The organism is Streptococcus cristatus (assembly GCF_963529205.1).
In the GTDB taxonomy this organism is placed as follows: Bacteria; Bacillota; Bacilli; order Lactobacillales; family Streptococcaceae; genus Streptococcus; species Streptococcus cristatus_O.
The window spans coordinates 1-26,594 of the sequence record NZ_CAURYF010000013.1 but is presented as its reverse complement, the minus strand read 5'-3'; the positions used below and the strand labels follow the sequence as shown (position 1 = coordinate 26,594).

22 protein-coding genes are annotated in these 26,594 nt (G+C 41.8%); 20 read left to right on the top strand and 2 right to left on the bottom strand.

Annotated elements, in window-relative coordinates; all coding sequences use genetic code 11:
* The first annotated feature begins 103 nt into the window (after window positions 1-103).
* The 14 genes from RWS39_RS04275 (at window position 104) to RWS39_RS04210 (ending at window position 16,737) form a co-directional block, all read left to right on the top strand.
* The gene (locus tag RWS39_RS04275; protein ID WP_288931005.1) at window positions 104-598 is read left to right on the top strand and encodes a DUF536 domain-containing protein; all 495 of its coding nucleotides are present in this window, start codon (window positions 104-106) and stop codon (window positions 596-598) included.
* Window positions 599-740: 142 nt separating this feature from the next.
* On the top strand, window positions 741-2,495 hold the full coding sequence (locus RWS39_RS04270) for a glycerophosphodiester phosphodiesterase (protein ID WP_314480846.1): 1,755 nt from the start codon (window positions 741-743) through the stop codon (window positions 2,493-2,495).
* 141 nt (window positions 2,496-2,636) lie between these two features.
* The gene (locus tag RWS39_RS04265) at window positions 2,637-4,613 is read left to right on the top strand and encodes a peptide ABC transporter substrate-binding protein (RefSeq protein WP_125372421.1); all 1,977 of its coding nucleotides are present in this window, start codon (window positions 2,637-2,639) and stop codon (window positions 4,611-4,613) included.
* A 65-nt stretch (window positions 4,614-4,678) separates the two neighbouring features.
* On the top strand, window positions 4,679-6,175 hold the full coding sequence (locus tag RWS39_RS04260) for an ABC transporter permease (protein WP_285874472.1): 1,497 nt from the start codon (window positions 4,679-4,681) through the stop codon (window positions 6,173-6,175).
* The gene (gene oppC / locus RWS39_RS04255; RefSeq protein ID WP_125379790.1) at window positions 6,175-7,101 is read left to right on the top strand and encodes an oligopeptide ABC transporter permease OppC; all 927 of its coding nucleotides are present in this window, start codon (window positions 6,175-6,177) and stop codon (window positions 7,099-7,101) included. Before RWS39_RS04260 ends, oppC begins: the two co-directional genes overlap by 1 nt.
* A gap of 8 nt (window positions 7,102-7,109) precedes the next feature.
* Window positions 7,110-8,177, top strand: a complete 1,068-nt coding sequence (locus RWS39_RS04250) for an ABC transporter ATP-binding protein (RefSeq protein ID WP_005591881.1) — start codon at window positions 7,110-7,112, stop codon at window positions 8,175-8,177.
* Window positions 8,178-8,187: 10 nt separating this feature from the next.
* Window positions 8,188-9,114, top strand: a complete 927-nt coding sequence (locus RWS39_RS04245) for an ATP-binding cassette domain-containing protein (RefSeq protein ID WP_125388162.1) — start codon at window positions 8,188-8,190, stop codon at window positions 9,112-9,114.
* Between the two features lie 257 nt (window positions 9,115-9,371).
* Window positions 9,372-11,561: a PTS transporter subunit IIBC gene (locus tag RWS39_RS04240; RefSeq protein WP_314480839.1), complete on the top strand. Its 2,190-nt coding sequence runs from the start codon at window positions 9,372-9,374 to the stop codon at window positions 11,559-11,561.
* Between the two features lie 17 nt (window positions 11,562-11,578).
* Window positions 11,579-12,394, top strand: a complete 816-nt coding sequence (locus tag RWS39_RS04235) for an endonuclease/exonuclease/phosphatase family protein (protein ID WP_125447243.1) — start codon at window positions 11,579-11,581, stop codon at window positions 12,392-12,394.
* A gap of 221 nt (window positions 12,395-12,615) precedes the next feature.
* Complete coding sequence (gene liaF, locus RWS39_RS04230; protein WP_045500900.1) at window positions 12,616-13,311, top strand: cell wall-active antibiotics response protein LiaF; 696 nt, start codon at window positions 12,616-12,618, stop codon at window positions 13,309-13,311.
* Entirely contained in the window at window positions 13,308-14,327 is a 1,020-nt protein-coding gene (locus RWS39_RS04225) for an envelope stress sensor histidine kinase LiaS (RefSeq protein WP_314480828.1), read from the top strand. Before liaF ends, RWS39_RS04225 begins: the two co-directional genes overlap by 4 nt.
* Entirely contained in the window at window positions 14,305-14,937 is a 633-nt protein-coding gene (locus tag RWS39_RS04220; RefSeq protein WP_061910469.1) for a response regulator transcription factor, read from the top strand. Before RWS39_RS04225 ends, RWS39_RS04220 begins: the two co-directional genes overlap by 23 nt.
* Before the next feature lie 37 nt (window positions 14,938-14,974).
* The gene (locus RWS39_RS04215) at window positions 14,975-16,375 is read left to right on the top strand and encodes a bifunctional Cof-type HAD-IIB family hydrolase/peptidylprolyl isomerase (protein ID WP_314480823.1); all 1,401 of its coding nucleotides are present in this window, start codon (window positions 14,975-14,977) and stop codon (window positions 16,373-16,375) included.
* A complete protein-coding gene (locus RWS39_RS04210) occupies window positions 16,375-16,737 on the top strand; it encodes a S1 RNA-binding domain-containing protein (RefSeq protein ID WP_005591890.1) in 363 nt (120 codons plus the stop codon). The genes RWS39_RS04215 and RWS39_RS04210 overlap by 1 nt, the downstream gene beginning before the upstream one ends.
* A 47-nt stretch (window positions 16,738-16,784) precedes the next feature.
* On the opposite strand, the gene cysK is transcribed toward RWS39_RS04210, so the two are convergent.
* On the bottom strand, window positions 16,785-17,714 hold the full coding sequence (cysK, locus tag RWS39_RS04205; RefSeq protein WP_314480822.1) for a cysteine synthase A: 930 nt from the start codon (window positions 17,712-17,714) through the stop codon (window positions 16,785-16,787).
* Between the two features lie 116 nt (window positions 17,715-17,830).
* On the bottom strand, window positions 17,831-18,466 hold the full coding sequence (locus tag RWS39_RS04200) for a YigZ family protein (protein WP_314480820.1): 636 nt from the start codon (window positions 18,464-18,466) through the stop codon (window positions 17,831-17,833).
* A 56-nt stretch (window positions 18,467-18,522) separates the two neighbouring features.
* Here RWS39_RS04200 and RWS39_RS04195 point away from each other — a divergent pair, with 56 nt between their 5' ends.
* The 6 genes from RWS39_RS04195 to murC form a co-directional block, all read left to right on the top strand.
* The gene (locus RWS39_RS04195) at window positions 18,523-19,824 is read left to right on the top strand and encodes a DEAD/DEAH box helicase (protein WP_314480817.1); all 1,302 of its coding nucleotides are present in this window, start codon (window positions 18,523-18,525) and stop codon (window positions 19,822-19,824) included.
* The gene (locus tag RWS39_RS04190; RefSeq protein ID WP_314480814.1) at window positions 19,821-20,492 is read left to right on the top strand and encodes a ComF family protein; all 672 of its coding nucleotides are present in this window, start codon (window positions 19,821-19,823) and stop codon (window positions 20,490-20,492) included. The genes RWS39_RS04195 and RWS39_RS04190 overlap by 4 nt, the downstream gene beginning before the upstream one ends.
* A gap of 81 nt (window positions 20,493-20,573) precedes the next feature.
* Window positions 20,574-21,116, top strand: a complete 543-nt coding sequence (hpf, locus tag RWS39_RS04185) for a ribosome hibernation-promoting factor, HPF/YfiA family (RefSeq protein ID WP_314480811.1) — start codon at window positions 20,574-20,576, stop codon at window positions 21,114-21,116.
* 314 nt (window positions 21,117-21,430) lie between these two features.
* The gene (locus RWS39_RS04180; protein WP_314480808.1) at window positions 21,431-24,553 is read left to right on the top strand and encodes a DEAD/DEAH box helicase; all 3,123 of its coding nucleotides are present in this window, start codon (window positions 21,431-21,433) and stop codon (window positions 24,551-24,553) included.
* 32 nt (window positions 24,554-24,585) lie between these two features.
* Window positions 24,586-25,257 carry a cystathionine gamma-synthase gene (locus RWS39_RS04175; RefSeq protein ID WP_314480805.1) on the top strand — a complete coding sequence of 224 codons (672 nt, stop codon included), beginning with the start codon at window positions 24,586-24,588 and terminating at the stop codon, window positions 25,255-25,257.
* A gap of 32 nt (window positions 25,258-25,289) precedes the next feature.
* Window positions 25,290-26,594: UDP-N-acetylmuramate--L-alanine ligase (murC, locus tag RWS39_RS04170; RefSeq protein WP_314480802.1), on the top strand; the 1,305-nt coding region annotated here is incomplete at its 3' end.

Here is a 26,594-nt window from a genome sequence, read left to right as displayed (position 1 = left end):
GTGGAGCAATATACTTGTTTCACTTTTTTGCTTTATTTGACAGTTAAGCCTTGATATGATAAGATTTAGGTAACTATATCTAGAAAAAGTTTCAGAGGAAATTATGGCAATTGAAAAGACAGTCAGCGAGCTGGCCGAGATTTTAGGAGTCAGCCGTCAGGCAATCAATAATCGTGTCAAGGCTCTGCCGCCAGAAGATACAGAAAAAAATGAAAAAGGGGTCACAGTCGTGACCCGCAGTGGCCTGATTAAGCTAGAAGAAATTTATAAAAAGACCATTTTTGAAGATGAGCCAGTCAGCGAAGAAGTCAAACAGCGCGAGTTGATGGAAATCTTAGTGGATGAAAAAAATGCTGAGATTTTGCGCCTTTATGAGCAACTCAAGGCTAAAGATAACCAGCTGGCTGAGAAAGACGAGCAACTCCGTGTCAAAGATGTGCAGATTGCTGAAAAAGATAAGCAGCTGGACCAGCAGCAACAGTTGACAGCCAAGGCTATGAGCGAGCGGGAGACTCTCCTTTTGGAGCTGGATGAAGCCAAGGAGAAGGTGCAAAAGCAGGAAAACAAAGGATTTTTCGCCCGTTTATTTGGTAAATAAGAAAGAAAATCTCAGTTGAAAAGCTGGGATTTATTTGTCAAAGAAGGGATGGAGCCAAGATGGCAATAATAGGAGCGGACTCACTGTAGCCACTGTAACTTGACTGCCCCTGTTTCGCCCAAATTTCTGAAAGAAGAATAAGATGAAACCAGAAAAACTTAGCTTTAAGCGCTTTTATCATAACTTAGACAAGATCCTAGTTCTCTTTTTCATGGTCTTTATGATGATGGAGTATGCTTGGATTCCCTTTAATTCCTACGCAGCAGAATACCTGCTCAAACAGACAGGCTATCTCTTTTTGTCTTACAACAATGTCTGGGCAGTCCTCAGCTCTAATTGGCTGGTCGGTCTAGGTTTTCTAGTCCTCGTTGTGGTCAATCTCTTTGTAGCCTATTTCCAGAGCGGCATGATTTTCATGGGGATTCGCAACCTTTTGGATCAAGAAAATCGACCAGTATTCGCTTTTCTTGGAAAAACATTTAGGGATAGTTTTGCTATTGTCAAGAAGGCTGGCCCAGGGAAAATGCTCTTTATCGTACTTTATATGGGCTTTCTTTTTCCTTTCTTGCGCCAAATTTTGAAAATTTACTATCTCAATAAAATTTTGGTTCCGGATTTTATTGTCACCTATTTGGCAAATAATATTGTGTTCGCTGTTTTCATGGGACTTCTTGTGGTCGGCATGTTTCTGGTGGCAGTGCGACTAATGTTTGCCCTACCACAGCTCTTTTTTGAGCACGCAACAGTTCCTCAGGCAATTCGCTTTAGTCTGGCCAAGACCAAGAACCGCCTTTTCTTTTACACTAGGCATCTTTTTTGGATTATTATCAAAAGCTTTCTGCTTTATACTTTTCTCTCAGCTCCAGCTATACTAGGACAGCAGTACATGCACACTCAACCAAATGAGGTTGTCCTCTTTAGCGGTATTGTAGCTTTTGTCCTGATTAAGTTTGCCTATTATGCTATGTTGTCCTATTTCCTTCTCAAATTTGTCTCCTTCCTGACAGATCGTACCTTAAATGACTATCCAACGAAAAAAGGCCTGTCTCTAATGCGTTGGTTTGTTCTGACTATTGCCAGCTTAAGCTTTTCATTAGAAGGTTATGTCTATCTAAATTTCCCTTTGGAGAACGTTCCGATTACGATTTCCCATAGAGGGGTTTCGAGGGAAAATGGAATCCAAAATACCGTAGAAGCGCTGGAAAAAACAGCCTTGCTCAAGCCTGACTTGGTAGAAATGGATGTGCAGGAAACCAAGGATGGGCAATTTGTCATGATGCATGACGCAAACCTGAAGCAGTTGGCAGGTCTTGATGCCCAACCTCAAGACTTAACCTTGGCCGACTTAACTTCACTAGAGATTTCAGAAAATGGCTATCGGGCTAAGATTTCTAGCTTTGATGATTACTTTACTCGTGCCAATCAACTCGGCCAGCGCCTCTTGATAGAAATCAAGACCAGCAAGAAAGACTCCAAGAATATGATGGAGCGATTCTTGAGCAAGTATGGTGCCAAAATCAAGGTTTATCAACACCAGATTCAGTCTTTGGACTACCAAGTCATCGATCAGGTTGTCAAATATGACTCTTCTATCCCCAGCTTTTTTATCTTGCCTTATAATACAATTTTTCCACGAACTAAGGCTTCTGGCTACACCATGGAGTATTCAACCTTGGATGAAAATTTTGTCAATAAACTCTGGCAATCCGACAAACGTCTCTATGACTGGACCATTAATGATGAGGATAGCATCGTCAAATCCTTTCGCTTAGGAGTGGATGGGATGATTACAGATGATTTGGAGTTGGTTCAGACTTCCATCAAAGAACTCAAGGATGATCCGGACTATACTACCCTTCTATTAAATAAGTCTATAGACTTGCTAAGTTTTTCTTAGAATAGCAGTGGAAAATGAACACGAGTAATAGAGTAGAGTCATTGCATGGCTACCATAATATTCAGAAAATTTAGTTTACTTTTTTCCTTTCTTGTGCTATAATCCTAAGTAAACCTAAAAAAACAAAATTGGAGAATTCGTATGAAAAAAAGCAAAGTATTAGCTTTAGCTGGGGTTAGCCTTCTTTCAGTAGGCGTTTTAGCTGCTTGTTCTGGTTCATCAAAAGGAAACAGCGCAGCAAAAGCTTATAATTATGTCTATACTGCTGAACCAGAAACATTGGACTATGTGACATCTGGTAAGGCTTCAACAGCTGACCTCGTGACTAACGGTGTGGATGGTTTGTTGGAAAATGACCAATATGGTAATTTTGTACCGTCTATTGCAGAGTCTTGGACTGTTTCTAAGGATGGTTTGACTTATACCTATAAAATCCGTAAAGACGCTAAATGGTACACTTCAGAAGGTGAAGAATACGGCGATGTGACAGCTCAGGACTTTGTGACGGGCCTCAAGCATGCTGCTGATAAGAAATCTGAAGCCCTTTATCTTGTTCAACATTCTGTAAAAGGCTTGGATGACTACGTAAATGGTAAAACACCTGACTTCTCTACTGTTGGAGTTAAGGCAGTTGACGACCACACTCTCCAATATACTTTGAACCAACCTGAACCACAGTGGAATTCAAAGACAACTTCACAAGTTCTTTGGCCAGTTAATGCTGAATTCCTTAAGAAACAAGGGGACAAATTTGGTCAATCTACTGACCCATCTTCTATCCTTTACAATGGACCATTCTTGATGAAGTCTATCACTGCTAAGTCTGCTGTTGAATATCAAAAGAATGAAAACTACTGGGATAAAGAAAATGTTCATGTCGATACTATCAAGTTGTCTTACTTTGATGGACAAGACCAAGATGCCCTTGCTCGTAACTTTAAAGACGGCGCCTACACAGTAGCTCGTCTCTACCCTACAAGCTCAAACTATGCTGGAGTAGAAAAAGACTTCAAGGATAATATCTTTTTCACACCGCCAAGTGCTGGTGTAGCTGTTATGGGTGTCAATATTGATCGTCAAAGTTACAACCATACAAGTAAAACAACAGATGCTCAGAAGTCTGCTACTAAGAAAGCGATTCTGAACAAAGACTTCCGTCAAGCCTTGAACTTTGCTATCGACCGCACATCATACTCAGCACAGATCAATGGTAAAGAGGGTGCTCCTTACGCTGTCCGTAATACTTATGTACCACCAACTTTTGTTCAAGCCGGTGATAAATCTTTTGGTGACGTTGTAGAAGAGAAAGTTGCTGCATTGGGTGACGAATGGAAAGGTGTTAAACTTGAGGACGGTCAAGATGGCCTCTTTAATGCTGAGAAAGCAAAAGCAGAGTTTGCCAAAGCAAAAGCGGCTCTACAAGCTGACGGAGTAGAATTCCCAATTCATCTGGATCTCCCAGTTGCTCAGACTGCTAAGCCAATGGTTAACCGCGCGCAATCGCTTAAGCAATCTGTTGAAAAGACTTTGGGAACTGAGAATGTTGTTGTAGATATTCAACAAATGTCAGAAGATGATCTTTACAACATTACTTACTATGCACCAAATGCTGCTGGCGAAGACTGGGATATCTCAACAGCTGTTGGTTGGAACCCTGACTATCAAGATCCATCAACTTATTTGGATATTTTGAAAACTACATCAACTGAAACTACAAAGAGTTACCTTGGTTTTGAGGGAGCAGACAATGCTGCCGCTAAGCAAGTTGGTCTAGATGAATATGACCGCTTGGTAGATGAAGCTGGTAAAGAAACTTCAGATGTTGTTACTCGTTACGAAAAATATGCAGCAGCTCAGGCTTGGTTGACAGATAGCTCTCTTGTTGTCCCATTGATGGCAAACCCTGGTGCAGCACCATTTATCTCACGTATCGAGCCATTCTCAGGTTCTTATGCCCAAACAGGTAATAAGACAAGTTCTACTTACTTCAAACGTATTAAAGTAAAAGATGAAGTAGTAACGAAGAAAGACTACGAAGCAGCTCGTAAGAAATGGCTGAAAGAAAAAGAAGAGTCAAATGCGAAAGCACAAAAAGATCTCGAAAGTCATGTAGAATAAATCGTTCACTAGAACTTTCTCTAATAACGAGAGAAAGTTCTTTTGAAATTTAAAGGAAACGATAAATGAAGAAATACATTTTTATGCGTATTTTACGCTCAATTGTGTCGATTTTCTTGGTAACGACCTTGACCTATACCATTATTTATACAATGGTTCCGAGAAGATTGATTTTCAAACAAGATCCGAACTACAATAAGATAGCCACAACCGAAGATAAAAAGACAAACTATGAAAATACAGTCTATGAGCGGATGGGTTATATTGACTATTATGATACAAAAGAGTTGCAGGAAAAAGCCAAGAAGGAAAATAAATCTGTAACTACTGAGGCAACTGATGAGAATAAAAAAATCTACGAAGCCTATGTTGAAAAACTTGGCAAAGGTTGGAAATTGTATCAATTCAAAGAAAGCAAAGAATTCTATGCTGTTCGTGAAGTTCCAGTTTACGAGCGCGTACTCGAGTTCTATGCTAATCTGATTCAGATTGATCATCCAAATGTGATTCAAGATGATGAAAATCCAAATCTTAAGCGCTACATCCGTATCGAAAATGACCCAGCCATTGGTTGGTCAGTCGTAGGTTCGGGTACTCGTCATAAATATCTTCTATATTTTAATGGCCAATTCCCATTTGTTCACCAAAACTTTGTTAGTTTGAACCTAGGAAATTCTTACCCTACTTATGCGAATACGCCTGTACTACAAGTTATTTCCCAAGGACAAGGTCAAACAAAATCGTCAGAAGTTCAATTCCCAACAGGTAAGAAAACTTCTGCTGTAGATATTTACTCTCGTACCTACAAGACTCCAAGCAAGGCAGACTCTCAGGATATTGCTAAATATGGCAAGGGAGATGCTTACACTGCAACCAAGAATAACTATCAAAACCCATCGATGATTGTCAGCTCATCTATTATTGGTCTGATTGGTGTGGCGCTTTCTTATTTGATTGCTGTTCCGCTTGGTTCTTATATGGCTCGTTTGAAAAATACATGGTTTGATAGTATTTCAACAGGTGCCTTGACCTTTATGATGTCATTGCCAACCATCGCTCTTGTTTATATTGTTCGTTTGGCTGGTTCAGCTATTGGACTTCCAGATTCCTTCCCAATTTTGGGAGCAGGCGACTGGCGTTCCTATGTTTTGCCATCTCTGATTCTTGGACTTTTGAGCGCACCTGTGACAGCTGTCTGGATCCGTCGTTATATGATTGACTTGCAGTCCCAAGACTTTGTTCGCTTTGCCCGTGCCAAAGGTCTTTCTGAGAAAGAAATTTCGAACAAGCACATTTTCAAGAATGCGATGGTGCCGTTGGTATCTAGTATTCCAGCTTCTATCGTTGGTGTTATTGCAGGTGCGACCCTGACAGAAACTGTCTTCGCCTTTCCTGGTATGGGTAAAATGCTGATTGATTCTGTTAAGGCATCAAATAACTCAATGGTGGTTGGTCTTGTATTCATTTTCACCTGTCTTTCAATTTTTGCCCTCTTAGTTGGTGATATCTTGATGACAATGCTTGACCCACGTATTAAATTAACATCTAAAGGAGGTAAATAATGGCTACAATTGATAAAAGTAAATTCCAATTTGTCAAACGTGACGATTTTGCCTCTGAAACGATTGATGCTCCAGCTTATTCATACTGGCGCTCCGTTATGCGTCAATTCTTGAAAAAGAAATCAACGACGATCATGTTAGGAATTCTGGTTGCCATCGTTTTGATGAGTTTCATTTATCCAATGTTCTCGAATTTCGATTTCAATGATGTCAGCAAGGTAAATGACTTTAGTATGCGCTATATCAAACCAAATGCTGAACACTGGTTTGGTACAGACAGTAATGGTAAATCTTTGTTTGACGGTGTTTGGTTTGGTGCTCGGAATTCTATTCTGATCTCGATTATCGCAACACTCATTAACCTGATTATCGGAATCATTATTGGTGCTATCTGGGGAATTTCCAAAGCGGTTGACCGTGTCATGATGGAAGTCTACAATATCATTTCAAATATTCCAGCCCTCTTGATTGTCATTGTATTGACTTACTCTATCGGTGCTGGTTTCTGGAACTTGATCTTCGCCATGACTATCACTGGCTGGGTAGGGATTGCGTATACGATCCGTATTCAAATTATGCGTTACCGTGATTTGGAGTATAACTTGGCATCGCGTACCTTGGGAACTCCGACATATAAGATTGTGACCAAGAATATCATGCCCCAGTTGGTATCTGTTATTGTGACGACAACTTCTCAAATGCTTCCAAGCTTTATCTCTTACGAGGCCTTCCTGTCCTTCTTTGGGCTTGGTCTTCCTGTAACAGTTCCAAGTTTGGGACGCTTGATTTCCGACTATTCACAAAACGTAACAACCAACGCTTACCTTTTCTGGATTCCATTGACAACCTTGATCTTGGTATCCCTGTCCTTCTTCGTAGTTGGTCAAAACTTAGCCGATGCAAGTGATCCACGGACACATAGATAGGAGTAAATATGACAAAAAATAAAAATGTAATATTGACTGCTCGCGATATTGTCGTGGAATTTGACGTTCGTGACAGAGTATTGACTGCCATTCGAGGCGTTTCCCTTGACCTAGTTGAAGGTGAAGTTCTAGCTCTGGTTGGAGAATCTGGCTCTGGTAAATCTGTTTTGACAAAAACATTTACTGGAATGCTGGAGGAAAATGGCCGTGTAGCTCAAGGAACGATTGATTACCGAGGAACTGATTTAACTGCCCTAAAGAGCAACAAGGACTGGGAACCCATCCGTGGTGCTAAAATTGCGACTATTTTCCAAGATCCGATGACTAGTCTAGATCCGATTAATACAATCGGAAGTCAAATTACCGAAGTTATCATAAAACACCAAGGAAAAACAAGTAAAGAAGCCAAAGAAATGGCAATCGACTACATGACTAAAGTTGGGATTCCAGACGCTGAAAAACGTTTTGAAGAGTATCCCTTCCAATATTCTGGTGGGATGCGCCAACGGATTGTTATCGCGATCGCCTTGGCTTGTCGTCCAGATATTCTGATCTGTGATGAGCCAACAACGGCCCTCGATGTGACGATTCAAGCCCAAATTATTGACTTGCTTAAGTCATTGCAGGCAGAATACCATTTCACGACTGTCTTTATCACCCACGACCTTGGTGTTGTAGCAAGTATTGCTGATAAAGTGGCGGTTATGTATGCTGGCGAAATCGTTGAATATGGAACAGTTGAAGAAATCTTCTACGATCCAAAGCATCCATATACATGGAGCCTGCTATCTAGCTTGCCTCAGTTAGCTGAAGCAAATGGTGAACTTTACTCGATTCCAGGTACACCACCATCGCTATATACTAGCATTAAAGGGGATGCTTTTGCGCTTCGTTCGGACTATGCAATGGCTATCGATTTCGAAGAAAAAGCTCCTGCCTTTCAGGTTTCCGATACGCACTGGGCTAAGACCTGGCTCTTGCACGAAGATGCACCAAGGGTTGAGAAACCAGCTATTATCGAAAACCTTCATGATAAAATTCGTTCAAAAATGGGCTTCAATCACTTAGAAGCTTAGGAGGAAGGAAATGACTGAAAAATTAGTTGAAATTAAAGATTTAGAAATTTCCTTCGGCGAAGGAAGTAAGAAATTTGTTGCTGTAAAAAATGCGAATTTCTTTATCAATAAAGGAGAAACTTTTTCCCTAGTAGGTGAATCTGGTTCTGGTAAGACAACCATCGGCCGTGCTATCATCGGCTTGAACGATACTAGTGCAGGTGAGATTTTATACGAAGGTAAAAAGATCAACGGGAAGCAATCTAAAGCTGAGGAAGCTGAATTGATCCGTAAGATTCAGATGATTTTCCAAGATCCAGCTGCTAGCTTGAATGAGCGTGCTACGGTTGACTATATCATTTCAGAAGGTCTTTATAACTATCATCTTTTTGAAAATGAAGAAGACCGTCAGCAAAAGGTTAAGAATATCATTCGTGAAGTTGGTCTTTTAGCTGAGCATTTGACACGCTATCCCCACGAATTTTCTGGTGGTCAACGTCAGCGGATTGGGATTGCTCGTGCCCTAGTCATGGAGCCAGATTTCGTTATTGCGGATGAGCCAATCTCTGCCTTGGACGTTTCCGTCCGTGCGCAAGTCTTGAATCTTTTGAAAAAATTCCAAAAAGAACTTGGCTTGACCTATCTCTTTATCGCCCATGACCTATCGGTAGTTCGCTTTATTTCAGATCGAATCGCTGTTATCTATAAAGGGGTTATCGTTGAGGTGGCAGAGACAGAAGAGTTGTTTAACAACCCTATCCACCCTTATACGCAGTCCCTTTTGTCTGCTGTGCCGATTCCAGACCCAATTTTGGAGCGCAAAAAGGTCTTAAAGGTTTACGATCCAGAGCAGCATGACTACTCAGTGGATCAACCTAGCATGGTTGAGATCCGTCCTGGCCACTATGTCTGGGCTAATCAGGCAGAAGCTGACCGCTATAAAAAAGAATATAAATAAAAAGAAGCTGTAGAAACATGGAATTGAATGTTTCTCGGCTTTTTTATTGTTATTTCAGTAAATTTATGAGAATATACGCAATCGCTTGCATACTAAAATTTCACCTTATTCTATATATTATTCCACTAAATATAGGAAAAATTCCCAAAATATTTTTTATAAAAGCCTTTACAAAATTAAAAATAGTGGTATAATAGTATTATTCAATGCAAACGATTTCATCAAGGGGTGGTTTGTGAAAATATAAGGAGGTCTGGATGATGAAAGATTCATTCAAAAACATTTTTAGCTTTGAATTTTGGCAAAAATTCGGTAAAGCTTTGATGGTGGTTGTTGCGGTTATGCCCGCAGCAGGTTTGATGATCAGTATTGGTAAGTCAATTCCGATGATCAATCCTGAGCTAGGTTTTCTAGTGACTACTGGTGGCGTTTTAGAACAAATTGGTTGGGGGGTTATCGGTAACCTGCATATCCTCTTTGCTCTTGCTATTGGAGGTAGCTGGGCGAAAGAACGTGCTGGTGGTGCCTTTGCGGCAGGTCTATCCTTCATTTTGATTAACCGTATCACTGGGGTTATGTTTGGTGTATCAAGCGATATGCTGAAAGATTCTAAAGCAGTGGTTAGCACTTTCTTAGGAGGAAGCATTAAGGTTTCTGACTACTTTATCAGTGTTCTTGAGTCTCCTGCTTTGAATATGGGGGTTTTCGTCGGAATCATCGCTGGTTTTGTCGGAGCAACAGCTTATAACAAATACTACAACTTCCGTAAATTGCCAGATGCTTTGTCATTCTTTAATGGTAAGCGTTTTGTACCATTCGTTGTTATCTTGCGTTCAGCAATCGTAGCAATTGTTTTGTCATTTGTATGGCCAGTTGTTCAAACAGGTATCAACAACTTTGGTATTTGGATTGCTAACTCACAAGATACTGCTCCAATCTTGGCACCGTTCTTGTACGGTACTTTGGAACGTCTCTTGCTTCCATTCGGTTTGCACCACATGTTGACGATCCCAATGAACTACACACAACTTGGTGGTACTTATGAAGTATTGACTGGTGCTGCTAAAGGTACTCAAGTATTTGGTCAAGATCCACTCTGGTTGGCTTGGGTAAATGACTTGGTTGGTACTAAGACAGCTGATCCTACTAAGTACCAATATTTGCTTGACACATTCCATCCAGCCCGCTTCAAAGTTGGACAAATGATCGGTTCATTTGGTATCCTTATGGGTGTTGCCGCAGCTATTTACCGCAATGTTGATGCTGACAAGAAACATCAATACAAAGGTATGATGATTGCGACTGCTTTGGCAACCTTCTTGACAGGGGTTACTGAACCAATCGAATACATGTTCATGTTCGTGGCAACTCCACTTTACTTGATTTACTCATTTGTACAAGGTGCTGCCTTTGCTATGGCGGACATTGTTAACCTTCGTGTGCACTCATTCGGGTCTATCGAATTCTTGACTCGTACTCCAATGGCTATCAATGCTGGTTTGGGTATGGATATCATTAACTTTATCTGGGTAACAGTTCTCTTTGCAGTAATCATGTACTTCATTGCGAACTTCATGATTCAAAAATTCAATTATGCAACTCCAGGACGTAACGGTAACTATGAAACAGCTGAAGGTTCAGAAGCTACTTCATCAGAACAAGGTGGTGCAAAAGTAGCTGCTTCTTCTCAAGCCGTTAATGTTATCAATCTTCTAGGTGGCCGTGCTAATATCGTTGATGTTGATGCATGTATGACACGTCTCCGTGTGACTGTTAAGGACGCAACAAAAGTTGGTTCTGAAGAAGAATGGAAAGCCGAAGGCGCTATGGGCTTGGTTATGAAAGGTCAAGGCGTTCAGGCAATCTACGGACCAAAAGCTGACGTTCTTAAATCTGATATTCAAGACTTGTTGGATTCAGGAGAAGTGATTCCTGAAACTTTACCAAGTCAAAAAGCTGAGTCTGCAGCTGCAGCAGTTAGCTACAAGGGTGTGACAGAAGCAATTGAAACAGTTGCTGATGGTGAAGTTGTTAAGTTGGAAGATGTTAAAGATCCAGTCTTCTCACAAAAAATGATGGGTGACGGATTTGCAGTTGAACCAGCAAATGGCAAGATCTATTCTCCAGTAGCTGGTAAAGTGACAAGCGTCTTCCCTACAAAACATGCTCTTGGTCTCTTGACTGAAGCTGGTCTTGAAGTGCTTGTTCATATCGGTTTGGATACTGTTAGCCTTGAAGGCAAACCTTTTGAAGTACATGTAGCAGAAGGACAAACAGTTGCTGCAGGTGATCTATTGGTGACAGCAGATTTGGCGGCTATTAAAGAAGCGGGTCGTGAAACAACCACTATCGTTGTCTTCACAAATGCTCCAGCAATCAAATCAGTAGCAGTTGAGAAATTCGGTAAAGTCGCTGCTAAGACAGTTGTGGCTAAAGTAGAATTGTAAGATAGAAAAGAGAAATCATGGCAAAATTCCTGACTTTAAATACTCATAGTTGGATGGAAGAAGAGCAAGAAAGCAAGCTAAATCAGCTAGCTGAGCGTATTCTTCAAGAAAAATATGATGTCATTTGCCTGCAGGAAGTCAATCAATTAGTGGAGTCTGAACAGGTTGTTCAGGCTCCCTTCTATTATGAGGTAGATGGCGCCATTCCGATTCACCAGGACCACTATGCCCTACGTCTGGTTGAAAAGCTAGCTGAGGCAGGTCTGGACTATTACTGGTCTTGGGCTTATAACCATATTGGGTTTGATATTTATAATGAAGGGGTTGCAATTCTGTCCAGAAATCCCCTGAAGGTAAGAGAACTCTTGGTGTCTGATGTCAATGATCCAAGTGACTACCATACGCGTAAAGTCTTACTGGCAGAAACAGAGCTTGATGGTCAACTCATCACGGTTGCTTCTTGTCACTTATCTTGGTGGGATAAAGGCTTCCAAGAAGAATGGGCCAAGTTTGAATCTGAGCTTTTGCAAGTTGAGACTCCGCTAGTTCTCATGGGTGATTTTAACAATCCTGTTGATTATGAAGGCTATCAGCACATTCTTCAAAGTCCGCTTGTTCTTCAGGACAGCCATAAGGTGGCTGACCAAACAATTGGTACAGCGACAGTTGAAGGCGATATTGCTGGATGGGCAGGAAACAAAGATGCTCTAAAAATTGATTATATCTTTACAAGTAAAGATTTCAATATTGAAAGATCTGCTGTTGTTTTTGATGGGCAACGTGGTCCAATCGTTAGTGACCATTTTGGCTTGGAAGCACAAGTCCATTTCTAAGCTTGTCTGAACAATAGAAATAAACTAAAAATCGCTTTAAATGTTTGTTTTGCTTAAACAGCATTTGAAGCGATTTTTTGCTTTTTAGAGGGAAAGTGCAAAGAAGTCTAGAGCCTAGAAGTTCTGCTGCTAAAGATAGGATAATCTTTCCATTTCATGCCTCAGACGGAGGTTTTTTTGCTTAATTTTGTTACAATAGAGATGTAAGGAAGGGAATAGCTATGTGGAAAGTTCAATTATTCATCTTTGTTGAAGCGATTCTATTATCAATGGCGCTGGTTACCATGCTGGCTGCCGATTTTTCGCGTGTTGTTCTCATCATGCTACTCTTTCTCTTGTTTTTATATTATTATTTCGGCAAGCAGAGAGGCAATTCGCTGTTAGTCGCGACTATGATTGTCTTCTTTTTCATTGTCATGCTCAATCCTTACGTTATAGCCGCTGTGCTCTTTGCCTTGATTTACGGCATGATCGTAGCCTATCCTTATCTGTACAAGGAAAATCAAGAGACTCATCTTTTCTTTGAAGATGCGACCGAAGTTCGGGCTGAAAAAAATCGTTGGTTGGGAGATTTACAGCATTTCTCAAAGGATGACTGCCAGTTTCATGATATCAACCTTTTAAGAATGATGGGAAAGGATACCATTCATTTAGAGGATGTCATTGTGGTTAATCATGATAATGTGATCGTGATTCGCAAGGGCTTTGGGGATACCAAGATCGTCATTCCTTTGGATGTGGAAATTCAGCTTCAGATCAATACCCTATACGGAGACTTGAATTTTTTAAATCATCCGCCACGCAAGCTGCGCAATGAAACGATTTCGTTGACAACGCCTGACTATAAGCGAGCCAGCAAAACAGTAAAAATTGTCTTGGTCAGCTTTTTAGGAAATGTGGAGGTTGTTAGAAAGTGAAAAAAACAAGTTATTTGGTCATTTTTCTCTATACCTTCTTCGTTTTAGGGATTATCTTTCATTACATTTTTAATCTTTTTAATTTAGAATGGCAAAAGCTGCTGAATAATCTGGAACTGCTCCAGTCCTTTGCCTTTTTTGTTCTGGTTCTGGGCTTAGCGCTAACTATTTTCTTGGCCGCTGCTGCGCGCTTCCTTCAGCATCTGTCCCTTTCTCAAGTTCAAAAGAATTTAAAAGCTATTTTAGAAGGCAGGGGCATACAAGAAACCGGGCAGGCAGAATTAGATGATTCTTTCGTCCACTTGAAAGAAAAGGTGGATAGTCTAACCGAAAATTTGCAGAAATCTGAGAATCAGGCTTTACAGGCTGAAGAGAAGATTATTGAAAAAGAACGCAGGCGGATTGCTCGCGATTTGCATGATACGGTCAGTCAGGAGCTATTTGCTGCCAATATGATTCTCTCAGGCGTTGCTGGAAATGTGGAGCGTCTGGATAAAGGCAATCTCCAGCAGCAGTTAAAGGGAATTGCAGACATTCTAGATACAGCGCAAAAAGACTTGCGGATCTTGCTCTTACATTTACGTCCGACAGAGTTGGAAAATCGGACCTTGGTAGAGGGCATGAATGTCTTAATCAAAGAGTTGACAGATAAGTCGGACTTGACTGTCCAGTTTAAGCATGAGGTGGTCAGCCTGCCCAAGCAGATAGAGGAGCATATTTTTAGGATTATCCAAGAAATCATCAATAATACCTTGCGCCATGCACAGGCCAGTCGTCTGGACATCTATCTCTATCAGACGCCAAATAGACTCAAACTCAAGGTTTCTGATGACGGAATCGGTTTTGATCCGACTAGCTTGGCTGACATGAGTTATGGTTTGAAAAATATTGAAGATCGAGTGCATGATATGGCTGGAACCTTGAAGATTCTGACGGCTCCCAAAAAAGGAGTTTCTATCGAAATCAGTGTTCCATTGTTAGAAGGGAAAAAAGATGAGAATATTACTAGTGGATGACCATCAAATGGTCAGATTGGGCTTGAAAAGCTTTTTTGAATTACAGGACGATATTGAAGAAGTAACAGAGGCTACAAATGGTAGAGAAGGTGTCGAAAAGGCTTTGGAAAGCCGTCCAGATGTGATTATGATGGATATCGTCATGCCAGAGATGAGTGGCATTGATGCCACCTTGGCTATCTTGAAAGAATGGCCAGAGGCAAAGATTTTGATTTTGACTTCCTATCTGGACAATGAAAAAATCTATCCTGTCTTGGATGCTGGTGCCCGTGGCTATATGTTGAAGACTTCCAGTGCGGATGAAATTCTCCACGCTGTCAGAAAGGTTGCAAAGGGTGAGTTTGCCATTGAAACAGAAGTCAGCAAGAAGGTCGAATACCATCGAAATCATATAGAGCTTTACGAGGATTTGACAGCGCGAGAGCGGGATATTTTGGGGCTTCTAGCCAAGGGCTATGAAAACCAGCGGATTGCTGATGAGCTCTTTATTTCCTTGAAAACGGTCAAGACGCATGTGTCCAATATTTTATCCAAGCTGGAAGTGAGCGATCGAACCCAGGCAGTCGTCTACGCTTTTCAGCATCACCTTGTACCGCAAGACGACTTTTAATGATATAATAGAAGAGATCAAATTGAAAGAGGAAGATATGAAGGCAAAATTAAAATATAAGGCGAAAAAGATTAAGATTGTTTTCTTTGATATCGATGATACCTTGCGGGTCAAGGAAACGGGCTTCATCCCAGAGTCGATCAAAGTTGTATTTAAGCAGCTGAGAGAAAAGGGAATTCTGACAGGAATTGCTTCTGGTCGTGGCATTTTTGGAGTCGTTCCAGAAATTCGTGCCTTGGATCCTGATTTTTTTGTTACCTTGAATGGGGCTTATGTTGAAAATCGAAAAGGCGAAGTCATTGCAAAAACGGTCATTCCACAAGAGTGTGTGGAATCCTATAACGCTTGGACCAAGGAAGTGGGCATTGAGTACGGTTTGGTAGGCAGTCACGAAGCGGCTCTGTCTGTTCGCAATCCTATGATTTCGTCAGCAATTGATATCATTTATCCAGATCTGGCTGTCAATCCTGATTTTTACCAAGATCATGAAATCTATCAAATGTGGACTTTTGAGGATGTAGGTGACAGTTTGCAGTTGCCAGAAGATTTGGCCAAGTCTCTCCGTATGGTACGTTGGCATGAGCATTCATCGGATGTCGTACCGAAAGAAGGTTCAAAGGCAGCCGGTGTTACCAAGGTAGTGGAACACCTAGGCTTCAAGCCAGAAAATGTTTTAGTTTTTGGTGATGGACTCAATGATTTAGAATTATTTGACTATGCAGGTCTCAGTATTGCTATGGGAGTTTCCGATGAAGAGCTACAGAAAAAAGCTGATTTTGTTACAAAAACGGTCGAAGAAGACGGCATCTTTGACGCCTTAGAGCAATTGGGCATGGTGGAGAAAGAATTAATCTTCCCACAGCTCCATCTTGACGAGGTTGAAGGCCCAGTTGCAAAGATCAAGACAAATCATGGTGAACTGAAGATTCAACTCTTCCCAGAGCAAGCACCCAAAACAGTTGCCAACTTTATCGCCTTATCAAAGGATGGCTACTATAACGGAGTAATCTTCCATCGAGTTATCAAAGATTTTATGATTCAAGGTGGCGATCCGACGGGTACTGGTATGGGCGGAGAGTCCATCTACGGCGAACGCTTTGAAGATGAGTTTTCACCTGAGCTTTACAATATTCGTGGGGCTCTTTCCATGGCGAATGCTGGACCAAATACCAATGGCAGTCAGTTCTTTATTGTCCAAAATAACAGTCTTCCTTATTCAACCAAGGAATTGACTCGGGGAGGATGGCCGAAGCCAATCGCTGAAGTTTATGCTAGCAAGGGCGGGACACCGCATTTGGACCGTCGACATACTGTGTTTGGTCAACTGGTGGATGAGGCATCTTATGAAGTTCTGGACAAGATCGCAGCAGTTGAGACAGCTTCAATGGATAAACCACTTGAGGATGTTGTCATTGAGACGATTGAGGTTATAGACTAATGAAAATCGGAGATAAGTTAAAGGGCAAAATTACAGGAATTCAGCCCTACGGTGCCTTTGTCGAACTAGAAAGTGGTCTGATCGGCCTCATTCATATTTCTGAGATTCGGACGGGTTATATTGACAATATTCACGATATTTTAAAAATCGGGGATCAGGTTCTCGTGCAGGTGGTGGATTATGACGAGTTTTCTGGTAAGGCCAGCCTGTCCATGAGGACTCTGGAAGAAGAAAAGCACCGCCTCCCTAGACGCCACCGCTTTTCAAACGACCGCTGTAAAATTGGTTTCGCGCCCTTAGGTAAGCAATTGCCAATCTGGATAAGGGAAGCCAAAGCTTTTCTGAAAGAACAAAAAGAGTAAAAAATTCCTACCCAAACGGGTAGGAATTTTGTTAACTCTTTTCACTATTAAGCGTCAAATTCGTAGAGAGCGGTAGATAGGTAACGCTCACCATTATCAGGTGCTAGGGCAAGGACTTTTTTACCAGCTCCTAGTTTTTTAGCGACTTCAATGGCTGCAAAAATAGCTGCAGCAGATGAAATTCCTACTAAGAAACCTTCCTGACCACCAATATAGCGTCCCAATTCTAGCGCTTGCTCAGAAGTCACGCGGACAATGCCATCGTAAGCTTCTGTATCCAAGGTTTCTGGAATGAATCCAGCTGAAAGTCCTTGGATTTTGTGAGGGCCTGGTTTCTCACCAGAAAGGATAGCAGATTCGTCTGCTTCAACCGCATAGATTTGGACATTTGGATTCGCTTTTTTAAGAGCATGAGAAACACCAGAGATAGTCCCACCAGTTCCAACACCACCGACAAAAGCATCCAGTCCAGTTTCACCGAAAGCAGCGACAATTTCTGCTCCTGTTGTTCGTTCGTGAACTTCTGGATTGGCTGGGTTGTTAAATTGTAGCGGCAACCAGCCTTTGCGCTCTTGGGCGATTTCTTCTGCCTTGGCAATAGCTCCTTTCATTCCTTCGCTACCTGGAGTCAAAACTAGCTCTGCTCCATAGGCTTGAATAATCTTGCGGCGCTCCACACTCATGGTTTCTGGCATAACAATGACAACCTTGTAGCCTTTAGCTGCCCCAACCCATGAAAGACCAATACCGGTATTTCCGCTGGTTGCTTCCACAATAGTGTCGCCAGGCTTGATAAGGCCATCGCGTTCAGCCGCCTCAATCATGCTGAGAGCAATCCGGTCTTTAACAGAAGAGCCAGGGTTGAAGGCTTCTAACTTTACATAAACCTCAGCTGCTCCTTCAGGAACGATATTATTTAGTTTAACAATTGGCGTTCTTCCAACTAATTCTGTGATATTTTGATAAATGTTTGCCATTTTTCCTACCTCAATACTTTAATGAGACTAGTATAAGCTGAAAGTGGCACTTTGTAAAATATAAAAAAGCTATGACTACGATAAAAATTCTTTATCACTAGGCCTAGCTGTTAAGATTATTCAACTGTTAAAGGAATTTCAACCTCGCGCAAACCTCGATCATCAATTTGGATTTTTCCATTGAAAAACTCGATTAATTTCTGCTCTAGTGGTTCTTTTTCCTGCTTGTCGATATAGATGGTTGTGGCAACTAGATCTGTGAACTCTGTATCAAATTCGATCAGATCTTCAGCTTTCAAAAAGTTATCGAAGTTTTGGTACTGGCTGTAAGACATTTTGAGGCGCAAACCGACCTGTTCCTTGATTTCGATGAGACCAATTTCTTTGATTGCCAAGGCAACGCTGCCTGCATAAGCCCGAATGAGTCCACCAGCTCCTAGTTTGATCCCGCCAAAATAGCGTGTGACCACAAAGCAGACATTGGTCACCTGGTGATTTTCCATGACACCGAGCATGGGAACGCCCGCTGTGCCGCTGGGCTCCCCGTCGTCACTGGTTCGTTTGGTTTCACTTTTCTCTCCGACAATAAAAGCAGAGCAATTATGAGTGGCTTTATAGTGCTCTTTTTTGATGGCAGCAATAAAATCCCGAGCTTCCTCTTCTGAGTAAACGCGCTTGGCATGGCAAATAAAACGAGATTTTTTAATTTCTTCCTGGGCTTGGCCGTCTTGGCTAATTGTTCTATATTCCATAGTTTTATTGTACACAAAAAAATGGATTTTTCCAAAAGTTTTACGAATAAAAAAGTATGTTAGAAAAAAATGATTGCCTAGGTAGGATATTTACAAAAGATCAGCTCAGTCCTGAGCTGCGTATGCAGGCTCAGCAGTTACCCAGTATGCGAGAGGAAAGGAGAAAGTTATTCTGCAGCCGCTGTGGCTCTCAAGTGGACAAGGAGAACTACCAACTACCTGTCAATGCCTATTATTGCAGGGAATGTGTGATTTTGGGGCGAGTCCGGAGTGACCAAGAACTTTATTATTTTCCGCAGGAAGACTTTCCAGAAAATCAGGTACTCAAGTGGCAGGGACAATTAACGACCTTTCAAGAAAAAGTTTCTCAGGGACTCTTAGAGTCAGTTGCTCAAAAGCAGAATAGCCTAGTCCATGCGGTGACTGGTGCAGGCAAAACGGAGATGATTTATCAGGTGATTGCAGAAGTGATTGATCGCGGAGGTGCCGTTTGCCTAGCCAGTCCTCGGATCGATGTCTGTTTAGAGCTTTATCGTCGCCTTAAGCTAGATTTTGCTTGCCCAATTTCGCTTTTGCATGGCGAATCCGAGCCGTATTTTCGTAGTCCCTTGGTCATTGCTACTACCCACCAGCTTCTTAAATTTTATCGAGCCTTTGATTTGCTGATTGTGGATGAAGTGGATGCTTTTCCTTATGTTGACAATCCTGTGCTCTACCATGCCGTGGAGCAGTCGGTCAAGGAGGAGGGAACGACAATTTTCTTAACTGCCACTTCGACGGATGAACTGGATAAAAAAGTTAAAAAAGGAGAATTAAAACGACTTAGTCTTCCTCGGCGCTTCCATGGCAATCCTTTGATTGTACCCCAAAAAATTTGGCTGGCGGATTTTCAAAAGTATCTAGCAAAAAAGAAACTATCGCCTAAATTGAAGAAGTATATCGAGAGACAGAGGAAAACAGGCTTTCCTTTGCTGATCTTTGCTTCAGAAATCAAAAGAGGTCAGGAATTTACGCAAGTTTTGGAGGAGATCTTTCCAGCGGAAAGAGTCGGTTTTGTAGCTTCAACAACTGAAAATCGTTTAGAAATCGTTGGAGAGTTTCGCAAGCGAGAAATTACCATTTTGGTCACGACGACCATCTTAGAGCGTGGTGTGACCTTTCCCTGTGTAGATGTCTTTGTTCTGGAGGCCAACCATCGTCTCTTTAGCCGTAGCGCCTTGGTGCAGATTTCTGGTCGAGTGGGACGTAGTATGGAGAGGCCGACGGGAGATTTATTCTTTTTTCACGACGGCACTACACGTTCAATCGAAAAAGCGATTCGTGAAATCAAACTGATGAACAAGGAGGCTGGCCTATGAAAAATTGCCTGTTATGCAGCCAAGCAGTCGAAGAAAATAGGACTTTTTCTTCCTTGATTTTATTGCAAAAAGAGCTAAATACAATTTGTAACCATTGTCGAGCGGGATTTGAAGCGATTTCCTCTATCCATTGCCCACGTTGCTGGAAGGATGGGGAAGTGGAAGTAGAAGTCTGCTCGGATTGTCAAATATGGGAAGCGCAAGGCTATTTAGTGCAGCATCAGGCTTGCTTTCTTTATAATGATTTGATGAAGGATTTCTTTAGCAAATACAAATTTCAAGGGGATTATCTTCTGAGATTTGTGTTTGCGGAAGTCATCAAAAAAAGTCTCAGAAACTTCAAAAAATATACTTTAGTTCCTATTCCGGTCAGTCCTGAAAAATACCAAAGTCGGGGTTTTAATCAGGTAGAAGGCTTCTTGCAAGCTGCTGGTTTGCCTTATCAACATTTGCTTGAAAAGCAGGATGCGCTTGCTCAATCCAGTAAAAATCGCGAGGAACGTTTAAACAGCCAGCAATGTTTCACATTGGTAAAAGATGTCTGTCTGCCAGATAAAATTTTACTGATAGACGATGTGTATACGACAGGAAAAACCTTGCAATTGGCTCGAGAATTATTGCTGGAAGCAGGTGTGAAAGAAGTTTTGACATTTTCACTCGCAAGATAAGAAAATATTTGCAAAAAAGGAATGAAAGCGTTATAATGATATTGTAAATAAAACATTTATGTTTAGAAAGAAGGTACTTATATGCTTAAATATAGTATCCGTGGTGAAAACCTAGAAGTAACTGATGCTCTCCGTGACTACGTAGTTTCTAAACTTGAGAAGATTGAGAAGTATTTCCAAGCAGAGCAAGAACTTGATGCACGGGTAAATTTGAAAGTGTACCGGGAGAAGACGGCGAAAGTCGAAGTAACCATTCCTCTTGGCTCAATTACCCTTCGGGCAGAAGATGTTTCACAAGACATGTACGGATCTATTGACTTAGTTGTCGATAAGATTGAACGTCAGATTCGTAAGAATAAGACAAAGATTGAAAAGAAAAATCGGAACAAAGTTGCAACTAGCCAGTTGTTCACTGATGCTTTAGTAGAAGACGCTGATACAGCATCTTCAAAAGTAGTACGTTCTAAGCATATTGATTTGAAACCAATGGATCTAGATGAAGCGATTTTGCAAATGGATTTATTGGGACACGACTTCTTCATCTACACAGATGTTGAAGATAGTACAACGAATGTTATCTATCGTCGTGAAGATGGAGATATCGGTTTGTTAGAAGTAAAATAATGTAGAAAGAGAGTGGGACAAGTGGGACAGAAATCGGTAATTCGTTAGAATTCGATTTCGTCGTCCCACCTCCGCACAGTTGAGTAGGGCTGTAAAAGCTGATGAAATCAGCCTAGTAGAGCCCACTCAACCACTGCGTCTTGCTCGATAATCCAAAGATAATTGGGAGGCTAGGACTTTTGTCCCAGCCTCTTTTATTGAAGACAAGATTCACGCTCACTCTACTTCAAAGAATGTTTACAAATAAAGAAATTCTATTTTATTTTTATAGCTGTCCTATGGTATAATAAAGGGATAAATGTTAGGTGGTAGGTATGGCTAAATTAATTCCTGGTAAAATTCGAACGGAAGGAATTGCCCTCTGTGACAGCAAAAAAGTCGAAATTCTTGACGTCAAAGATTCCTTTTTATACACGCGCGTGGATCAGTACAATCTACGCTATAGTCTGGATGATGATGCAGTTTTCTGTTCCTGTGATTTTTTTCAAAAGAAGAAGTACTGTGCCCATCTGGCTGCCTTGGAATATTTTTTGAAAAATGATTCGGCGGGTAAAGATCTGCTGGCGAAGATGACAGAAAAAGAGTCTTCTAGTCAGGAAGCCCAGAAATTGGTTTCTTTTGGTAGTCTTTTTTTGGATAAGATTTTGCTAGATAAATCTAGTCAGCAAATCCGCTATGAGCTATCAGCGACTGGACAGGAAGATACTTACACAGGACAATTTTTATGGAGCCTGCGGATTAGTCGGCTGCCGGATGAGCGCTCTTATTTAGTGCGTGATATTTTGTCCTTTTTGAGAACCTTGAATAAGGGTGGACATTATCAAATTGGTAAGAACTACTATGAGCCTATTCGAATGGAGAATTTTGATGAAGCCAGTCAAGATCTACTAGAATTTTTACGAGGCTTGGTGACGGATTATAAGGGGCAGGACTCTTCGTTGGTCTTTCCCAATGCTGGACGGCACCTTTATTTTCCAGCTAGTCTTTTTGAGGAAGGCGTGACTCGCTTGATGAATCTCGCTTCATTTCGTCTGGAATATAGCTTTTATGATTATGCTGAGGTATTTTTCCAAGACTTGCATGAAGAGGCGGAGATTTATCAGTTTGAGGTGCAAGAGCGGGAAAACTATTTTGAACTGCTGATATCAGAAAAGAATTATAAGCTGCTCTATGGAGGTCAATTTCTCTTTCATAATCAGACCTTCTATCAACTGACAGCTCAGCAGACCAAGTTAGTCAAGGCATTACAGGAATTGCCGATTGAGCAAGAGCGCGTCAAGCGTCTGCAGTTTGATGTGTCTGAGCAGTCCAAACTAGCAGTAAGCTTGCTCGAGTTCGAAAAAATTGGCCGTGTGACAGCACCTGAGCGCCTGCTCATTCATGATTTCACAGTAGATTTCAATTTTTATTTAGGGGCTGACAAGCAAGTATTACTGGATCTTGTCTTTGATTATGGCAGTCAGACCGTAAGCAGTCGCGAGGCGCTAAGAAAGTTGCCTTTTGCCAGCAATTTTGAGCGGGAACAGCAAGTTTTTAAAGCAATGCTGGAGGCAGGTTTTGCAGATGATTTTATCAGCCAGCGTCCGCCTTTACGACCCGAAGAAATTTACCGTTTCTTCTCTGTCTTGATTCCGCGCTTTAGAGCATTGGGTAATGTCTACTTGTCAGATGAGCTGCAAAGTCTATCACAAACAGCACCTCCGAAGGTTTCCATCAGTATGAATGGAGGGCTCTTGGATATCGGCTTTGATTTTACTGGTATCGACCAGTCTGAAGTAGATGATGTCCTAGATTCGCTGATGAGTCAAAAGGATTACTTTATCAGCAAGACGGGTCAGGTTGTGATTTTTGATGAGAATAGTAAGCGAATCAGCCAGACCCTGCAACAATTGAGAAGCAAACACTCCCGAAATGGGGTCATCCAAACGCATAGCTTGGCTGCCTATCAACTCTCTGAATTGTTCAAAGATCAGGAAAGAGTTGACTTGTCGCAGGATTTTCGCCAGCTGGCTTATGATTTGACCCACCCTGAGGATTTTCCTCTGCCTAAGCTGAAAGTTCAGGCAGAGCTTCGAGATTATCAAGAAACGGGTGTGAAATGGCTATCCATGCTGAATAAATATGGATTCGGCGGTATTCTAGCCGATGACATGGGCTTGGGAAAGACCCTTCAGACCATTTCTTTCTTGGCTGCTCATTTGACCAAGTCTAAAAAAGTTTTGATATTGGCACCGTCGAGTCTAATTTACAACTGGAGCGATGAGTTTGCCAAATTTGCTCCAGACCTAGATGTCGCTGTTGTGTATGGACTGAAAAATGTTCGAGATGCTGTGATTGCAGAAGACCATCAGATTACCATTACCAGCTATGCTTCTTTCAGACAAGATGTTGAAGAGTATAAAGGACTTCATTTTGACTATTTGATATTAGACGAAGCACAGGTCATGAAGAATGATCAGAGCAAGATTGCTCAATATCTGAGGGCGTTTGAGGTGGAGCGGACTTATGCCTTGTCTGGCACGCCGATTGAAAATCATCTCGGCGAACTTTGGTCTATTTTCCAGATCGTCCTTCCGGGCTTATTACCGAGCAAGAAAGCTTTTTTGAAGATGCCGGCAGAAACAGTTGCGCGCTATATCAAACCCTTTGTTATGAGGCGCAAGAAAGAAGAAGTCTTGCAAGAACTTCCTGATTTGATTGAGGTTTCTTACCGAAATGAACTCGCAGACAGCCAGAAAACAATTTATCTAGCCCTGCTCAAGCAAATGCAGGAGCGAATCCTCCATGCAACGGAGGAGGAAATCAATCGCAGTAAAATTGAAATCTTGTCTGGGCTTATGCGACTCCGTCAAATCTGTGATACTCCTAAGCTTTTTATGGATGATTACGACGGGGAAAGCGGTAAGCTGGAGAGTTTGCGTGAGCTGTTGGAGCAGATTCAAGGCGGCAATCATCGTGTTCTGATATTTTCACAATTTCGTGGAATGTTGGATATTATTGAGGAAGAGCTGGGTCAGATGGGGATGGAATCCTTCAAAATCACAGGCTCGACTCCGGCAAAAGACCGGCAGGAGATGACAAAAGCCTTCAACCTAGGAGAAAGGTCAGCCTTTCTGATTTCCCTCAAGGCCGGCGGTGTCGGTCTCAATCTGACTGGTGCTGATACAGTTATTTTGGTGGATCTTTGGTGGAATCCTGCGGTAGAAGCCCAAGCTATTGGTCGGGCTCATCGTATCGGTCAGGAGCGGAATGTCGAAGTTTATCGCATGATTACGCGAGGAACCATTGAAGAAAAAATCCAAGAATTGCAGGAGACTAAACGAAATCTGGTTTCAACGATTCTGGACGGGGCAGAGTCTCGCTCCAGTCTTTCAATGGAAGAAATTCGAGAAATTCTTGGAATTTCATCTGAATCGCTTGAAAAAAAGTTTGAATAGTTTATAATAATGAAGAGTTGAAAGGATATGCTATGACAAATACCAAATTTCCTATAATCGCTGATGACGAAATCATGTTGACAGAAATGCCGCACATGAATTTGTACGATGAGTTGGATCTGATTAGCAACATTAAAGGTGACTACCAAGACCGTAATTATTTAGAATGGATGCCGATTGCTAAGCCAGAAAATCCTGCTCATGCTGCTCCTAGTCAAACTGTAAGTAAAGCTAGAAAGAAGCAAGCCCCAGTTACGGACTTTAAAAAGCCGATTGATAAGAAAGATCCAGCTATTCGCTATGCTGAGCAAGCACGAGAGGAAGCTCGGGCTGATCTGAGGAAAAAACGTTCGGCTGCCTATTTGACGAGCAAGCTCCCAAATAAGGTTCGTAGTCGAAAGGTAGCAACTCCTCTTGAGGGGACTCCAGTTAAACCAACAGCCCCTTTCCAAAAGGAAAATTCAGGGGAGTTGACGAAGTTCAGTGATAAGCTAAAGCAAGATAGCTACATATTAGCAGATGTTCAGTCTCAACCTCTCATAGAAGTACCAACGAATCCAGAAAAAAAGAAAAAGAATAACTACGATTTTCTCAAAACCAGCCAAGTCTATAACAAGGGCAAGAAGCGAGAAAAACACAATAAGCATAAAAAAGCACAGGAATTGGACATCACCAAGTTGAGTTCAGATGTCCAAGGGCAATAAGGCTTCAGTTATTTAAGATTTAAGGAGTAATCATGACGAAAACCTATCATTTTATTGGAATTAAGGGCTCAGGTATGAGCGCTTTGGCTTTGATGTTGCATCAGATGGGCCATAAGGTTCAAGGAAGCGATGTTGATAAATATTATTTCACTCAGCGTGGTCTGGAGCAGGCTGGTATTCCTATTTTGCCTTTCGATGAGAAAAATCTCCAGTCAGATTTTGAAATTATTGCCGGTAATGCCTTCCGTCCAGATAACAATGTGGAAATTGCCTATGCAGATGCCAATGGTATTAGCTACAAGCGCTACCATGAATTTTTAGGTGGCTTTATGCGTGACTTTGTTAGCTTGGGAGTGGCTGGTGCCCACGGGAAGACCTCTACAACTGGGATTCTCTCCCATGTTCTCTCCAATATCACGGATACTAGCTATCTGATTGGTGACGGTACAGGCCGTGGTTCTGCCAATGCTAAGTATTTTGTCTTTGAATCAGACGAGTACGAGCGTCATTTTATGCCATATCATCCGGAATATTCGATTATTACCAATATCGACTTTGATCATCCGGATTATTTCACAAGCTTGGAAGATGTATTTAATGCTTTCAATGATTACGCCAAGCAGATTACAAAGGGGCTCTTCGTTTATGGAGAAGACGAGCAACTACGCCGCATTACTTCAAATGCGCCGATTTATTACTATGGTTTCAAGGAAGAAGGCAATGACTTTGTTGCTCACGATCTCTTGCGCTCTACAAGTGGTTCAGGCTTTAAAGTTTCCTTCCGCGGGCAAGAGCTGGGTGAGTTCCAGATTCCAAGCTTTGGCCGTCACAACATTATGAATGCGACAGCGGTCATCGGTCTCCTCTACATTGCAGGTATTGACTTGAATCTAGTAAGGGAACATCTCAAGACCTTTAGTGGAGTCAAGCGCCGCTTTACAGAAAAGATTGTCAACGACACAGTCATTATTGATGACTTTGCTCACCATCCAACAGAAATTATCGCAACCTTGGATGCAGCCCGTCAGAAATATCCAAGCAAGGAAATTGTGGCCATCTTCCAGCCGCACACCTTCACTCGGACCATTGCTCTCCTGGACGAATTTGCGGAAGCCCTCAATCAGGCCGACTCAGTCTATTTAGCTCAGATTTACGGATCTGCGCGTGAGGTGGACAAAGGCGATGTTAAGGTTGAGGATCTGGCTGAAAAGATTGTGAAGCGGGCCAAGGTTATTGACGTGGATAATGTTTCTCCACTTCTTGACCACGATAATGCCGTTTATGTCTTTATGGGAGCTGGTGACATCCAGACCTATGAATATTCCTTTGAACGTCTC